This window comes from Corynebacterium sp. LaCa54 (assembly GCF_046717495.1).
GTDB lineage: Bacteria > Actinomycetota > Actinomycetes > Mycobacteriales > Mycobacteriaceae > Corynebacterium > Corynebacterium kefirresidentii.
Window position 1 is genome coordinate 2,239,154 of sequence record NZ_CP177115.1, and the last position, 15,085, is coordinate 2,254,238.

12 protein-coding genes, 1 tRNA gene and 1 pseudogene are annotated in these 15,085 nt (G+C 57.1%); 10 read left to right on the forward strand and 4 right to left on the reverse strand.

Annotation, left to right across the window (positions count from 1 at the left end; translation table 11 throughout):
- The first annotated feature begins 28 nt into the window (after positions 1-28).
- The 9 genes and pseudogenes from ACLI1M_RS10795 (at position 29) to ACLI1M_RS10835 (ending at position 10,886) form a co-directional block, all read left to right on the forward strand.
- The gene (locus tag ACLI1M_RS10795; protein WP_248100022.1) at positions 29-1,615 is read left to right on the forward strand and encodes a succinic semialdehyde dehydrogenase; all 1,587 of its coding nucleotides are present in this window, start codon (positions 29-31) and stop codon (positions 1,613-1,615) included.
- Positions 1,616-1,780: 165 nt separating this feature from the next.
- A pseudogene (locus ACLI1M_RS10800) lies at positions 1,781-1,927 on the forward strand (NAD(P)-binding protein); the annotation flags it as partial.
- A 387-nt stretch (positions 1,928-2,314) separates the two neighbouring features.
- Positions 2,315-2,548 carry a hypothetical protein gene (locus ACLI1M_RS10805; RefSeq protein WP_248100021.1) on the forward strand — a complete coding sequence of 78 codons (234 nt, stop codon included), beginning with the start codon at positions 2,315-2,317 and terminating at the stop codon, positions 2,546-2,548.
- Positions 2,549-2,580: 32 nt separating this feature from the next.
- Positions 2,581-3,477 (forward strand): oxygenase MpaB family protein, encoded by an 897-nt coding sequence (locus ACLI1M_RS10810; protein ID WP_051138306.1) that lies wholly within the window; start codon positions 2,581-2,583, stop codon positions 3,475-3,477.
- 97 nt (positions 3,478-3,574) lie between these two features.
- A complete protein-coding gene (locus ACLI1M_RS10815; RefSeq protein ID WP_248100020.1) occupies positions 3,575-6,280 on the forward strand; it encodes a (Fe-S)-binding protein in 2,706 nt (901 codons plus the stop codon).
- A 34-nt stretch (positions 6,281-6,314) separates the two neighbouring features.
- Positions 6,315-7,589 (forward strand): cation:proton antiporter, encoded by a 1,275-nt coding sequence (locus tag ACLI1M_RS10820; RefSeq protein ID WP_308767189.1) that lies wholly within the window; start codon positions 6,315-6,317, stop codon positions 7,587-7,589.
- Positions 7,590-7,685: 96 nt separating this feature from the next.
- Positions 7,686-8,288: a DUF1707 domain-containing protein gene (locus tag ACLI1M_RS10825; RefSeq protein ID WP_034656035.1), complete on the forward strand. Its 603-nt coding sequence runs from the start codon at positions 7,686-7,688 to the stop codon at positions 8,286-8,288.
- A 55-nt stretch (positions 8,289-8,343) separates the two neighbouring features.
- Positions 8,344-9,573 (forward strand): pyridoxal phosphate-dependent aminotransferase, encoded by a 1,230-nt coding sequence (locus tag ACLI1M_RS10830; RefSeq protein ID WP_023020037.1) that lies wholly within the window; start codon positions 8,344-8,346, stop codon positions 9,571-9,573.
- A 149-nt stretch (positions 9,574-9,722) separates the two neighbouring features.
- Positions 9,723-10,886 carry a YibE/F family protein gene (locus ACLI1M_RS10835; protein ID WP_248100018.1) on the forward strand — a complete coding sequence of 388 codons (1,164 nt, stop codon included), beginning with the start codon at positions 9,723-9,725 and terminating at the stop codon, positions 10,884-10,886.
- Positions 10,887-10,953: 67 nt separating this feature from the next.
- Here the strand turns inward: ACLI1M_RS10835 and ACLI1M_RS10840 are convergent, their stop codons facing one another.
- Positions 10,954-12,282 (reverse strand): UDP-glucose dehydrogenase family protein, encoded by a 1,329-nt coding sequence (locus ACLI1M_RS10840; protein WP_248100017.1) that lies wholly within the window; start codon positions 12,280-12,282, stop codon positions 10,954-10,956.
- A gap of 42 nt (positions 12,283-12,324) precedes the next feature.
- Entirely contained in the window at positions 12,325-12,888 is a 564-nt protein-coding gene (dcd, locus tag ACLI1M_RS10845) for a dCTP deaminase (protein ID WP_034656041.1), read from the reverse strand.
- Between the two features lie 65 nt (positions 12,889-12,953).
- Here dcd and ACLI1M_RS10850 point away from each other — a divergent pair.
- Positions 12,954-13,027 (forward strand) — tRNA-Gly (locus ACLI1M_RS10850).
- Positions 13,028-13,049: 22 nt separating this feature from the next.
- Here the strand turns inward: ACLI1M_RS10850 and ACLI1M_RS10855 are convergent.
- Together ACLI1M_RS10855 and ACLI1M_RS10860 are read right to left on the reverse strand one after the other, a co-directional pair.
- Positions 13,050-13,349, reverse strand: coding sequence for a hypothetical protein (locus ACLI1M_RS10855; RefSeq protein WP_248100016.1), 300 nt, complete (start codon positions 13,347-13,349; stop codon positions 13,050-13,052).
- A gap of 13 nt (positions 13,350-13,362) precedes the next feature.
- A complete protein-coding gene (locus ACLI1M_RS10860; RefSeq protein WP_248100014.1) occupies positions 13,363-15,051 on the reverse strand; it encodes a VanW family protein in 1,689 nt (562 codons plus the stop codon).
- Between the last annotated feature and the right edge of the window lie 34 nt (positions 15,052-15,085).

Consider the following 15,085-nt stretch of genomic DNA (forward strand, 5'->3'; position numbering starts at 1 on the left):
AACCTTTAGCTTTCTGGAGTAGCTTTTCATGCCATTACCACACCGCCTAGAAGAACGACCCTTACCTCAGGACCTTTTATCGGAGCTGCAGCAACTATCTACAAACTTCGCTACCGGCTCCTTAGATAGCAGTGAACACCATGCCGTTAACTCGCCGCTCTTTGATGAAGAACTTGGCTGGGTTGGAACGGGAACCGACGCAGATGTTGATGAAGCCTTTCTGCGTGCCCGCAAAGCTCAAAAAGGTTGGGCAGAACTTGACGTCAAAGACCGAGTGAAGATTTTCCGGCGATTCCACCGCCTTGTGGGAAAGCACCGAGAACTCCTTGCGGATTTCATCCAGCTAGAAACTGGCAAGGATCGCACCGCTGCATACGACGAGGTGCTCGACGTACTTAACAATGCACGCTACTACGCCAATATTGCCCCTAAACTGCTACCAGCTGCTAAGCGGCCAGGAGCATTCCCCCTGATCACCAGCACTTCTTTACAAAGGATTCCCAAGGGAATCGTAGGCCAGATAAGCCCTTGGAACTACCCTCTCGCCCTTGGGATTTCTGATGCCATTGCTGCCCTAATTGCAGGAAACGCAGTGGTAGCGAAACCAGATTGGTCCACGCCCTTTTCAAATCTCATTTCTCTCCGCCTACTCCAAGAGGCGGGTCTTCCCCATGATGTTCTACAAATCGTCACGGGCTCTGGGGAAGTTGTAGGTGGTGCCATCTCACAGAAGTGCGATTACCTCATGTTCACAGGCTCTACCCAAACCGGCAAGATTTTAGGAAAAACGGTGGGTGAGCGGCTCGTAGGGTACTCCGCTGAACTTGGCGGTAAAAACCCGATGATTATTGCTCCCGATGCAGACATCGAAAAGCATATTGACACCATAGCCACGGCCTGCTTTTCCAATTCTGGACAACTCTGTGTATCCATCGAGCGAATATATGTTCCTGAGTCCATCTATGATGAATTCTTAAGAGCCTTTCAAAGAGCCACGGAATCCATCGTCTTAGGCAAGGGACTGAATTGGGGTTACACTATGGGCTCTTTGATCGGTCCGGAGCAACTGGACCGAGTGCAAGGATTGGTTGATGATGCAAGAGCAAAAGGGGCAACTGTCCTTACAGGCGGAAAGCCCCGACCAGACATCGGTCCATATCATTTCGAACCCACTGTTCTGACCAATGTGGGCGCGGACATCAAATTGGCAACCCAGGAAGTCTTTGGACCAGTAGTTTTTGTCCAACGAGTTCGTGACATCGATGAGGCAATTTTCCTGGCAAATGAAACCTCGTATGGACTAAACGCATCCGTGTTTGGCAAGCCGGAGACTGCGCGCGACATCGCAGAACGAATAGACGCCGGAGGTGTCACCATTAATGACGGTTACGCCGCGACGTGGGCATCAATTTCTACCCCACTGGGAGGAGTAAAAGAATCCGGTGTAGCTCGCCGCCATGGTGAAGAAGGCCTGACAAAGTACACAGAGGCCAAGAACATTTCCGCCCAGCGAATTATGCCGATGCGAGGTCCGCGGTGGCTACCACGTCGGTTCTACGGCAGCCTTATGACCGCCGCCCTTCGCCTAGGTAGGTTTCTCCGTTTTCTTCCCTAGCCTCCCAAGACATCACACAACTACCCGATTTGTGTACTGCGCTTCACATGGCCAATAAATGTGTGTATCATCACATATCATCCCGCGATAGTTTTACCCCCCCAAATCCACTACTCGATACGAAAGGTTCCGCACCCTACCGTTGCAACCTCGAAAGGAACAGTAATGTTCAAGCCCTACCGCCGACCAACCGTTGCCGTGGTTGGAGCCGGGGTGACAGGATGCGCTGCCGCCTCTGAGTGCGCATTCGCCGGATTCGACACGACACTTTTTGATAAGAACTCGGAGATCGGAGGTCAGTTCACCTCGCCTAATGCGCCAAGGGTCTCTCGGTCTTTTCATTTTCGCACCCCGTACCTTCGACTGACCAGAACCGATGGGTCACCGGCGTCGATTTCGCAGCACCTCGAAGCTGCCGTCGAAGCGAGCGGTGCCATATTCCGCGGCTCGACAGAGGTAACGGCAGCAGAATTCGATGCTGAAGAAGGTCACTGGACCGTTTCCTACAGTGGAGAATCGGGACTTGAATCCCGATCTTTTGATGTTCTTATCCGAGCTACCGGAGAAAGTTCACCATGGATTTCAGTTCCAGGACGGCCGCATACCAAGATCGATGACTTATATCTTCATCACGGAATTGAGGTACTGGGGCTTCCCAATACTTTATTCGTTGATGGGCCAGTGCCACAGGATTCTTACTTGAAGCGGCATCCACTCGCAGCAGTAGAAGCGCGCGCTGATCACTGCCGTCGATATGTACGCCAATTGGAGATTCGCGGTCCAGGCGCACTGACTGTAAAGCACGATAAGTGGCTAGTTCAGCCGGGTACCGTCCGCGGCATACGAACTACCCTTGCAGGATTCGACGCCGACGCGCACGCATTTACAACTGCTAGCAACTATGACGCCCAGACCGTCTCTTCCACTACCTAACAGCGCAATAAAGCTACCGCCCTCAAGGAGGCATGATGACTAACCTGAGCAATCCCACCAGCACTACTTTCGTTGACTCCACGGCCCATCCAAGCCAGCCGGAACTCCCAGAGCTTGGTCCAGATTCTTTACTGTGGCAGCGTTTTGGTGATTGGCGTTCCGCTTTCGTCGCTCTGTCCGCCGGACTTCTCCAAATTGCACACCGCGACATTAGCCGTTCCCTGGTCCAGCACTCCAATGTCTTTGACAATGAGGTAGCCCGCTTGGTCCGCTCTGCGTTCCCAATTATTCGAACAGTTTATGAGGGCCCAGAAGTTGGCATCATGATTCGTGATTTTCACAAAGACATTAAGGGAACTCACCCCGATGGAAGTCGCTACCACCCTCTAAACCCTGAGGTCTATTACTGGGCGCACGCCACTTTCGCTGCTATGCCATATGCCTTGGCGGGCAATTTCATGAACCCTCTGAGCAGCGAGGAGCGCGAGCGTTTATTCCAGGAGACTCGGACTTGGTACAGCTTCTATGGCGTCGCTGAACCCGATGATGCACCTAAGTCATATGCCGAGTATGAAAAATACATGGATCGCATGATCGATGAGCTCTCAATAAGCGAAACCATTGAGCGTTCTCGCATTATCAATGGGTTGACACTAGACAGCCCTGATCCCAAAGTCCCTAACTGGCTGTGGCGCCCTATTTCTCCATATGCTTCACGCCTCTTGTTGTGGGTAGCTATCGGTCTCATTCCTGACAAGCTGCGAAACAAACTGGGTTGGGAGTGGACTAAGAAGGACGCGCGCAGGCTCAAGCTTTTCTCTCGCAGCGTCAGAGTCGCATTCTCAGTACTGCCCCGAAAGCTGCGTATGGTGCCTATCGCTTCTCGTGCGTTCGATCGCGCAGAGGCTGAGGGCGGCTTTCGTTATTAGGACGTCACGCCTCCGCACTGAATGCAGACTCTCTGATTTCCAGCCCTAGGCTTTAAGGTAGAGAGAAACGTGGAGCATCAGTTTTAAAGGAGCACGCATGACCACCGTGTTCGGTTGGATCGCTATAGCCGCATCGATTCCGGTGTGGTTGTACTTTTTCACCCGCGTATGGGCCCTCTTCAAGTTCATCCGCTCGGGCGGGCCTACCCAGCTCAAACGCACCGACAATATAGGCAAGCGTTTATGGCGCGTGATTGCAGAGGTCTTTGGCCACTCCCATTTCAAGGGAAAACCTCTGGTCAATGCCGCCCACTGGCTGGTGATGGTGGGCTTCCTTTTCGGCATCCTGGTGTGGTTCGAGGCCTATATCCAAACCTTCGCACCGAATAAGGGCTGGCCGTGGCTCAGCCACTGGCCGGTCTACCACTTTGTGGAAGAAGTCTTGGGCATCGCGACGGTGCTCGGCATTGGCTTCCTCATCGGTGTGCGCCTCAAGCTCGGCGATACCGAGCGTGGCAGCCGCTTCTTCAACTCCCAGACCGCCTCCGCACGCTGGGTAGAGTTCATCGTCTTTTCCGAGGGCCTCGGCATGATCTTGGTGAAGTCCACCAAGATCGCCACCTACGGCGGCGGTTCCGCCTGGGCGGATTTCTTGAGTATCCACTTGGCCAAGCTCTTCCCCGAGTCACCGGCCCTGGTGAGCTTCTTCGCCCTGTTCAAGCTGCTGTCCGGCATGCTGTTTATCGTCTTTATCTCCCGCAATTTCCAGTGGGGCGTCATGTGGCACCGCTTCACCAGCTTTTTCAATATTTTCTTCCAACGCAATGCCACCGGTGAAAAGGCACTGCAGTCCTTGCCCACCCCGGATTTGGAAGAGGACATCACACCAGGCAGCTGGAAGATGCTGCTGGATTCCACTTCATGTACCGAGTGTGGTCGCTGCCAGGAGCTATGCCCAGCCTGGAATACCGAGAAGCCACTGAGCCCCAAAAAGCTCATGATGGACCTGCGCCAGGGAGCGCTGGATAACTACAACCCGCACGAGGGCTTGGATGTACTGTCCATGGCCGGCGTTATCGATGATGATGTGCTGTGGTCTTGTACCAACTGTGGTGCGTGCGTGGATCAGTGTCCTACCGATATTGAGCACATCGACCACATCGCAGACCTGCGCCGCTTCAAGGTGCTCGCTGAATCTGACTTCCCATCTGAGCTCACCGGCCTATTCAAGAACATGGAAAACAAGGGCAACCCGTGGGGCCGGAATAATTCTGAGCGCCGCGCCTGGATCGATGAGGCCCGCGCCGATGGCATCGACGTGCCCATCATCGGTGAGGACGAGGCCGATTTCTCCGATATGGAATACCTGCTCTGGGTGGGCTGCGCCGGCGCCTATGATGACGACGGCCGCCGCACCACCCGTGCGGTCGTAGACCTGCTGCATACCGCGGGCGTGAAGTTTGGTGTCCTCTCCACCGGCGAGACCTGTACGGGCGATCCTGCCCGCCGCGCTGGCAACGAGTTCCTTTTCCAGATGATGGCGCAGCAAAACGTGGAGACCCTCAACAACGCCTTCGACGGCGTACCGGAGGGCCAGCGCAAGATCATCACCACTTGCCCGCACTGCTTTAACACCATCCGCAACGAGTACCCGGACTTTGACGGGCATTTCGACGTCTTCCACCACACCCAGCTGCTCAACCGCCTGGTACGCGAGGGCCTGCTCAAGCCAGTACCGCGCACACCGGAGAACCGCAAGCCGATTACCTACCACGACCCTTGCTTCCTCGGCCGCCACAACAAGGTCTTCGATCCCCCACGCGAGCTGCTCGAGGCCACCGGCGTGGAACTGCGCGAGATGGACAAGAACCGCGACGAGGCCTTCTGCTGTGGCGCCGGCGGTGCCCGCATGTTCATGGAAGAAAAGCTTGGCACCCGCATCAATGACTTCCGCACCGAACAGGCTTTGGAAACCGGCGCGGAAGAAATTGCCACCGGCTGCCCCTTCTGTAATGTCATGATGACCGGCGGCGTGAAGTCCTTGGCGCAGGATTCCACCCCCGCCGCCAAGGTCAATGACGTGGCAGTTATGCTGCGCAATTCCATTTCCCTCGATGAGGCCGGCACCCTGCCAGAGCCCCACCCCAAGGCCTTCCTTGCCACTCCGGTGCGCCACCAGAAGTCCACCGGCACCAATAATGCCCCGCTTGCCGACGCCCCCACTTCCGACGCTCCTAACGCTCCCGCCCCCTCCGCCTCGGCACCGGCAGCCCCAAGCGCACCCGCGGCACCCTCGGCACCAAGCGCGCCCGCCGCCCCTGCGGCACCGGCTGCGCCTGCGCCAAGTGCACCTTCTACTCCATCAGCGCCGACACCGCCAGCTGCACCGCAAGCTCCCCAAGCACCGGCAGCTCCCGCAGCACCTGCGCCACAAGCACCAGCCGCTCCAACACCACCAAGCGCTCCAACGCCGCCGAACGCACCCGCAGCGCCCGCAGCACCCGCGCCAAGCGCACCTTCTGCTCCATCGGCACCGACGCCGCCAGCTGCACCGCAAGCTCCCCAAGCGCCGGCAACTCCCGCCGCACCGACCGCGCCTACCCCACCGAGTGCCCCAGCAGCACCTGCACCGAAAGCACCAGCCGCTCCAACGCCGCCGAGCACACCCGCAGCGCCTGCAGCTCCAAGCGCACCGGCTGCGCCTGCGCCAAGTGCACCTTCTGCTCCGTCGGCACCGACGCCGCCTGCAGCTCCGGCACCGCCGGCGTCGGAAAGCGCGCCACAGCCGCCTGAATCTGAGTAGGCGCGCAGGGGCATGGGTGCGTACGCTGTAGTCCATGCATTTTAATGCGGGACTCCCCACCGATGCCCTACTGCTAGCAGCAGGCGCGACCGAAAATACACACTCCCTCGTCTCTTTCGCTTGGATCATGGCCGCCGCCCTGCTGGCGCCGCTGATCTCTTATATGCTGGGCTACCGTCTTCCATCGGTAGCCCTCTTGCTGATTTTCGGCATGATTATTGGTCCTTCGGTGCTCGACCTCGCTGCCGAGGACGAAGGCATCGAAATGCTCAAGGAGCTCGGCGTGGGAGCGTTATTTCTCCTCGCGGGCTTTGAAATTCAAATCTCCACCCTCAAAACAAAGGAAGCCGGAACGGCGTTATCCACTTGGGCAATCTGTGCCCTCGCCTGTGGAGTGGGCGCCTACTTCCTAGTAGATAACGTGCCAGGAGCCATCGTGGTCGCCTTGGCACTGACCTCAACGGCGCTGGGCACGCTCACGCCGATGCTGAAACAGGACCGCATTCTGGGCACCAAAGTGGGCAACTCTGTGATGATTCACGGTGCCATTGGTGAGGTCGCCCCTATTACCGCAATGGCACTATTGCTGGGTACTCGTTCCACGCTGACGACGATGATCATTTTGTTGTTCTTCATCATCATCGCCGTTGCTGTCGCCATCATGCCAGCGGCTATCGCATCAACGATCCCTTGGGTGAAGACCGCCTTTATCTCTGGTGCGGGTTCAACCAACCAAACGATTCTGCGTCTTATCATCCTTATTCTGGCCATTCTTATGGCCGTTACCGCAGTCTTTGAACTCGATATTGTGCTCGGTGCCTTTGCTGCCGGCATCATCTTGAACCGCATTATCCCGGATGAATTCCACCGCCGCCTAGAGCACCGCCTCGATGTGGTGTTTTATTCGATGCTTATTCCAGTCTTCTTTGTGGTCTCCGGCATGAGCATTAGCTGGGATACCATCGCTCATAATCCGTGGAAGGTACTGGGCATTCCAGCTCTCATCTTGGTGACCCGTGGCCTGCCCGTCTTCTTGCGCGAGAATGTTGGGCATACCGGATCTGATATTGAAACCTTCCGCGAGCGCCTCCAAGTAGGTTTGTATTCCGCTACCGGTCTGCCAATCATCGTGGCGGTAACGTCCCTGGCGGTCAATTCCGGAATCATGGAGGCCGAGAATGCCTCTATCTTCGTCTCCGGTGGAGCGCTTACCGTCGCCCTCTTCCCATTCTTAGCCAGCCTGGTGGGCGGAAACCAGCAAGAAAAGAAGGACGAGAAGACCCCTGACGCTGAATCCAAGGAACTATAGGCTGCGTTCGCTGAGAGCACGTCCCTGGAAGGGCAGAATTTTCCTAGACTGGAAAACGTGAGTAATAACTTTGGTTCTTCCCCTGTCAATCGGACTCTGCGCCTGTCCGATTCCGAGCGCAACGATGCCATCAATGACCTCGCCCGCGCCGTGGGTGAAGGCCGGTTAACCATGGAGGAGTTCGAGGACCGCTCGGACGATGTCATGCGCGCCAGCACCCACCAAGACCTCGTGCCCGTCTTCCAAGACATTCCGGCGCGTGGTTCCCACGAGGTCAAGATCTATTCTCGGGGAGAAGTCACGCGCGCCCATAATGCAGGCAAGAAACCGAAGTTTGCGACTGCTCTCTCCGGCTCTGTGGTGCTTGCAGTAGCAAGCCCCACGCTGATCTTCTTGAGCGCTACCATGAGCAACCCATGGCTACTGTTAGGTGGCGTCACGGCAGCCGCACTCATCCCTATCCTGTGGATCATGCTCTACGTCGCCAAGGTCGGCCCCTCCTCGTGGCACGCCCCATCCGTGCGCCAGGTTGAGCGGCAGCAGCTGCGCGAGATTCGCGCTCTCACGGCGCATGAGCGCGCGCAGCAAAAAATGATCGAGGAAAAGATGTGGGCCGATCGCCGTATGCAAGCTGGCGAAATTACCGGCCAAGCCATGGATCTGGCCAAGCGGAAGTTCAGCGAGTGGAGTAAAAAATAGTCATCGCCGGTGTTGAAGCATTTTGTGCAGCTGTGAATCGTGGCACAATATTCCCATGACTTCTCCCAAACACCGCATCTTTGACCAATCCGACAAACTCAAGGGCGTCGCGTATGACATCCGCGGCGAGGTCTCTGCGGAAGCGGAACGCATGGAGCTCGATGGTCACACCATCTTGAAACTCAACACCGGTAACCCGGCCGTCTTCGGCTTCGAAGCACCCGATGTCATCATGCGCGATATGATCGCCGCCCTGCCTACTTCCCAGGGCTATTCCACCTCCAAAGGAATCATTCCTGCCCGTCGATCCATCGTTACCCGCTACGAGCTGGAGGATTTCCCACCCTTCGATATCAACGATGTCTTCTTGGGCAATGGCGTCTCCGAGCTCATCAGCATGACCACTCAAGCGCTGCTTAATAACGGCGATGAGGTTCTCATCCCGGCACCGGATTATCCATTGTGGACCGCTGCTACGTCCCTGGCAGGTGGCACCCCAGTGCATTACCTGTGTGATGAGGAGGATGATTGGAATCCATCCATCGAGGACATCGAGTCCAAGATTACGGATAAGACCAAAGCCATCGTGGTCATTAACCCGAATAACCCAACGGGTGCGGTCTACTCGCGCGAAGTACTGCAGAAGATTGTCAGCATCGCCCGCGAGCATAACCTGCTCATCTTGGCCGATGAGATCTATGACCGCATTCTTTATGACGGCGCGCAGCACATCTCCATCGCTTCCCTAGCCCCTGACCTACTCACCATCACATTTAACGGTCTCTCCAAGGCCTACCGCGTGTGCGGCTACCGCGCCGGCTGGATGGTACTTACCGGCCCTAAGCACCACGCCCGTGGCTTCATCGAAGGCCTTGAGCTTCTGGCCGGAACTCGCCTGTGCCCGAACGTACCGGCGCAGCACGCTATCCAGGTGGCGCTGGGTGGCCGGCAGTCCATCTTTGAGCTCACCGGTACCGGCGGGCGTCTTTTACGCCAGCGCAATATCGCCTACGAGAAGCTCAATGAGATTCCCGGCGTTTCCGCGGTAAAACCCATGGGCTCGCTCTACCTCTTCCCGCGCCTGGATCCGAATGTGTATGAAATCCATGATGATGCCAAGCTCATGCTGGATATTTTGAAGGCGGAAAAGATCCTCATGGTTCAGGGAACCGGCTTCAACTGGCCGAACCCAGATCACTTCCGCGTAGTCACGCTGCCGTGGGCATCCCAGATCGAAAACGCCATTGAGCGCCTTGGCAACTTCCTGGTGAGCTATAAGCAGTAGCTTTCTTCCCCGCCAGTTGCTAATGATAGTAATAATCCATAACAATATGGTGCATGGGAAGACATTCTGCGGCACCTAAGCCTCAGCCGACTCGAAGTTCATGGGGTCGGCTCTCTACTTCGTTAGCTCACCATCCTTGGCGCTTAGCCTTGCTCGGCGTGCTCGTCATAGCTCTTATAGCCACCATTGCGGGCATGGCATTGCTGTGGCCTACTAGCCCAGCCAGCGAGCACACCTCCACCGATTTTCAGCAAACCTACGCCCTCAACCACCCACAGGTCGAAGGCACGGTCGACACGACAGACCACTCGGCTTGCCAATCGGAACTTACTGGGCAGGCCTTCGATAAGCCACCGCTCATTCCAGGGTCTGAAGAAGTGCAGTGCGACCGCGCCTTGGTCAATATCACCTCCGGCGAGGACGAAGGACGCATGACCCAACTGGTCACCTACGGAAATGCCGGCGATCCGCAGCTTAAACCGGGCGACAAAATTGTTCTTTCTAAGGCAGATGACCCTTCCGGCGCTGTGTCCTATGCTTTTGCTGATTATCAACGCACCGGAAGCCTAGCTCTGTGGGCGGTTATCGTCGCCGTCGTCATTATCGCTTTTGCGGCGTGGCATGGCGTACGCGCCCTTATCGGCTTAGCGCTCAGCCTAGGCGTGATCTTTGCGTTCCTCGTCCCCGCTCTTATCGACGCCCATAATCCCCTGTGGTCCGCCCTTGTAGCCTGCTCTGCCATCATTCTGCTGGCCGTTCCTCTCGTCCACGGCATGAATTGGAAATCGGCATCGGCGGTGGGTGGTTCCCTCACCGCTCTCATTCTCGCAGCGGTGCTGGCATGGGCCACTATCGATGGTTCGCAGTTGCAGGGCTACAGTTCTGAGGACAACCTCAAGCTACTTCTTTATATGCCTGATGTATCCATCGTGGGCGTGCTCTTGTGCGGCTTTGTAGTTGGCGCCTTGGGCAGCCTTGCCGACGCCGCCGTGGCCCAAGCATCCACCATTACCGAACTCCACGAAGCGGATCCTGATGCCCGCCCTACACAGCTTTTCCTCTCCGCAATGAAGGTGGGCCGCGACCATATTGCCTCCATGGTCTATACGTTGATTCTCACTTATACCGGCGCGGCCTTGCCGCTGCTTATGCTGATTACCGCAGCAGAACGGCCTGCCGAACAGATTCTGAGCAGCGATCTCGTTGCAACGGAACTGCTGCGTTCCGGAGTGGGCGCGATGGCATTGACCCTCGCGGTTCCCATCACCACGGCCATTGCAGCTTTCACGGTGCCAAAGCGTACAAAAGCTTAAGCCTAAGCAAAAGGCTGAGCCAGCATCGACGCTGCTCAGCCTCTACTTTTAGCCCGTCCGAATCCGCCTAGAGGGTGCGGCCCAAGGCCTCAACCTTCCAGCCTGCCTGCTGCCAATCCGCGACAGGCAGCACATTGCGACCATCGATAATGTGCTTATTGTCCACCAGCTGGCCCGCTTGCTGCGGATCCAATTCCTTGAATTGCTTCCACTCGGTAGCCAAAATCACCAGCTCGGCCTCGCGCAGGGCGTCATCAGTGTCTGCGGCGTAATCCAAGGTGGGGAATACCTTTTTGGCGTTGTCCATGCCCTCTGGGTCATAGACGGTTACTGCCGCACCGGCCAAGGACAAGGAACCGGCCACGGAAAGGGCGGGCGAATCGCGCACGTCATCGGAATTTGGCTTAAACGCGCAGCCCAGCACGGTCACGCGGTGACCAAGCAGAGAACCATTGAAGGCTTCCTTGGCAAGGTCTACCACGCGGTCGCGACGGCGCATATTGATAGCGTCTACCTCGCGCAGGAAGGTCAGCGCCTGGTCGGCGCCAAGTTCGCCGGCGCGGGCCATGAAGGCGCGAATATCTTTAGGCAAGCAACCGCCACCAAAGCCGAGACCGGCGCCTAAGAACTTGCGGCCGATGCGTTCGTCGAGCCCAATGGCGTCGGCAAGCGCGGTCACGTCCGCGCCCGCAATCTCGCAGATTTCGGAGACTGCGTTGATAAAGGAAATCTTGGTGGCTAGAAATGCGTTAGCGGAGACTTTGACCAGCTCCGCGGTCTGCCAGTCCGTGACAATAAATGGGGTGTCTTGCGAGAACGGCTGGGCATAGACTTCACGCGCGACCTCTTCAGCTCGACTTTCATTGTTGGTTTCACCAACGCCGAGCACGATGCGGTCTGGGGTGATGGTGTCCTTGACGGCATAGCCCTCGCGCAGGAACTCCGGGTTCCAGGCAATTTCCACGGTGGTGCCTTCTGGGGCAAGCTCATTGGCTAGTTCCTGGAGTTCCGCGGCGGTGCCGACCGGGACGGTAGATTTACCGAAGATGATGTGATCGCCCTTGAGCTTGGGCACCAAGTCCGTAATAACGGCCTTAACGTAGGTCATATCCGCCGCGTAGGAACCACGGCGCTGCGGAGTTCCGACGCCCAAAAAGTGCAGGTTGCCGAACTCGGCTGCTTCTTCGTAGTCCGTGCTGAAATCGAGGCGTCCGGCCTCGATATTGCGCCCCAGAACCTCGGGCAAGCCCGGTTCATAGAATGGAACCTGGCCCGATTTGAGAGCGGAAATCTTATTTTCATCTACGTCCACGCCTAGTACTTCATGGCCGAGCTCGGCCATGCATGCAGCATGGGTTGCACCCAGGTATCCGGTGCCGATTACAGTCATACGCATAAGGCCTTATCTTAAAGGCCTTATGTGAATACCGGTTTAAGCCTATCGAAAATTCAGGTAAGACTTCGATGGCGTCGGGCCACGCTGGCCTTGGTACTTCGACCCCAGCGAACCCGTGCCATAAGGGCTTTCAGCTGCTGAAGTCATCTTGAAAATCGCCAGCTGCCCCACCTTCATGCCCGGCCACAAGGCAATGGGCAGGTTGGCGGTATTAGAAAGCTCGAGCGTAATGTGACCGGAAAAGCCTGGGTCAATAAAGCCCGCGGTGGAGTGGGTCAACAATCCTAAGCGGCCGAGCGAAGACTTGCCCTCCAAGCGGCCAGCCAAGTTCGCAGGCAGGGTGAACTTTTCCAACGTAGCACCGAGCACGAACTCGCCTGGGTGCAGGATGAAGGACTGATCTTCTTCTACCTCCACCAAGGTGGTGAGATCCGGCATTTCCTCTTTGGGGTCAATATGCGTATACCGCGAGTTATTGAATACGCGGAAATATTTATCCAAGCGCACGTCTACCGAGGAGGGCTGGATAAGCTCGCTGTCGAAGGGCTCGATGCCCAACTCTTCGGCGTCGATGGCGGAACGGATATCACGATCTGAAAGAAGCACGGCCCCAATTCTACTCATGCCGAAGGCCAAGGTGTATAGTAGGCCGGAGCGCATCAACGCGCAGTGCCGACGTAGTTTAATGGTAGAACTGCAGCTTCCCAAGCTGCTAGCGCGGGTTCGATTCCCGTCGTCGGCTCCAATTTTCGGGGGGAATTTTCTTGCTAGTCTGTGGCGCTTAACCACTGGGCAAGTTCTTTTTGTGCCCGCTCTACCCCGCCTGGATAGTGCGCCTCTAGTTCTGCGGCGGCCGGCTTCAAGAATCTCTCCACAAGCTCGGCCATATCACGCTGAGGCACGGTGCCACGGATATTATCCAGCGGGGCACGGAACGTCACTCCCAGGTCAGTCCGGAGCTGATATCCGCGCCAATCTTCGCTGTAAACGCGCAGCTCTGCCCCGCGCAGGTTCGATTCGATAACCACATTGCCAAAGATGAGCATTGTCAGAGTTCTCTCTTCCATGGCTCCGAGCCTACTAGCCGCAGCGGACGATGGGCTGCGGGTCGTAGACCGTGGTGGTGGTCTCGCGGGAGAGCTCTTTGCCGCCGAGGTCCTTGATGATGCGGGTATCAGACGTCGTAAAGCCTGGCGCACCAGAGGAAGGCGAGCAGTCGCCGCCTGGCACAGACATCGGCTGTGGGTCGGTATTGGCCCAGCGGCCATTGTTCACAGACTCAACGTCAACGGTCTTGGTGCCCTTCAAACGCACGGTAATCTTGCCGCGCCCGAAGTCGGTCTCAATGCGGACCGGGGTGTTGAAGGTATTGGTGAACTGCAGGTCGATGGCGCCTTCGTAAACGGTGGCCTCGCGGCCGGCGGGGTAGCGCGAAATATAGTACGAGTGCGGGGTGTGGGCGGTATCTTCCATGCCCGCAAAGTAGGCAGCGTTGTACAAGGTAGTGGCGAATTGGGAGATGCCACCGCCGACGGCGGAACCGGAGTGGCCATCAATAATGATGCCGGATTCCACATAGCCCTGAGCAGTGCCGCGCGGGCCGGTGTAGCCGTTGAGCGAGAAGGTCTCGCCCGGGTTGACCACGGCACCGTTGACCTGCTGGGCTACCAGCTCGATGTTCTTGCCCGAGGCAGCCGAGTAGCCCTCGGTGGTGAACTCACCGACGGTATCGTTGAAGGTCGCCTTCTTGGCATCTTCGGTGGTGAACTTGGCTGGGTCCGGCTTATAGGTTGCGTCCCACTCGCGGTCATCGCCGGTCACGCGCTTGTCAAAATCCTTCATGGTCGGTTCCCAGTCGATGATTTCGCCATCTTCGGACGGGGTGACCTGCTTGTCATTGCCGTTGAAGGAAATCTTGGCATTCACCCCGGGCACATCGGCGCCCTCAGAGCGCTCCGCCAACAGCTCCTGCGCGCGGTTGGTATCCACGGCGAGCTTGAGCTTGCCGTCCTTCTTTTCAATGCTGGTGAATTGGGAGATTTCCGGCTTATTCAGGGTAGCCGTGACATTATTTTTAGCCTTCAAGGTAATCGGATTATCCAGCGCCTTAGCGGCGTCGCCGGTGCGCATGGCCTCGATGGCCGCATCATTGATGGCCGGTTCTACCTCTTCTGGGTCCACGTCCACGCCCTCGGAATCGAGCCAGTTTTCTGTGACCGCGTTGTGCAAGGAGCCGGCGTCCACGGTTTGGCCAAGCTTCGGGTCGGTGACCTTGAGCTCGCCGTTGTTAAGCTCCAACATGCCATCGACAGGGTCGGTGGAAAGGTTTTTCTTCACCCGCTCCAAGGCAGGCTGCAGCTGGGCTTCATCTACGTTGGTCTCTACCGGAATATCCCGGGTGGAACGGAAGAAGCTATAAAGGCGGGTGAAAGGGTTGAGGGAAGGCTCCTCAATATTGTCCACGGCCCGCTGGTTGTCCAAGGCAAGGCCCGATTCGGAGGGGACGAGTTCCGTGTGGAGGTCACCGGAGGTAACGGTCACGGGCTCGGTTTCTACGCCCGCGAGCTCATCTTCGAGCTTCTCCACGGCGGCGGTGCGATCCATGGCGGAGATGTCCACGCCGTTGACGGAAACGGCGCGCGGAATCTTGTCCTGGTTTGCCGCGACATCCCAGGCATAAGCAATACCCGCGATCAGGACAAGGCCGACAAATACACCGAGCGCGATGAGCCAGCCTTTAGCACCGTTTTTTCCTTCTGCCTTTTTCACGCCTTAAAGGTTAACGGTTTTAGTGGTATTTTTC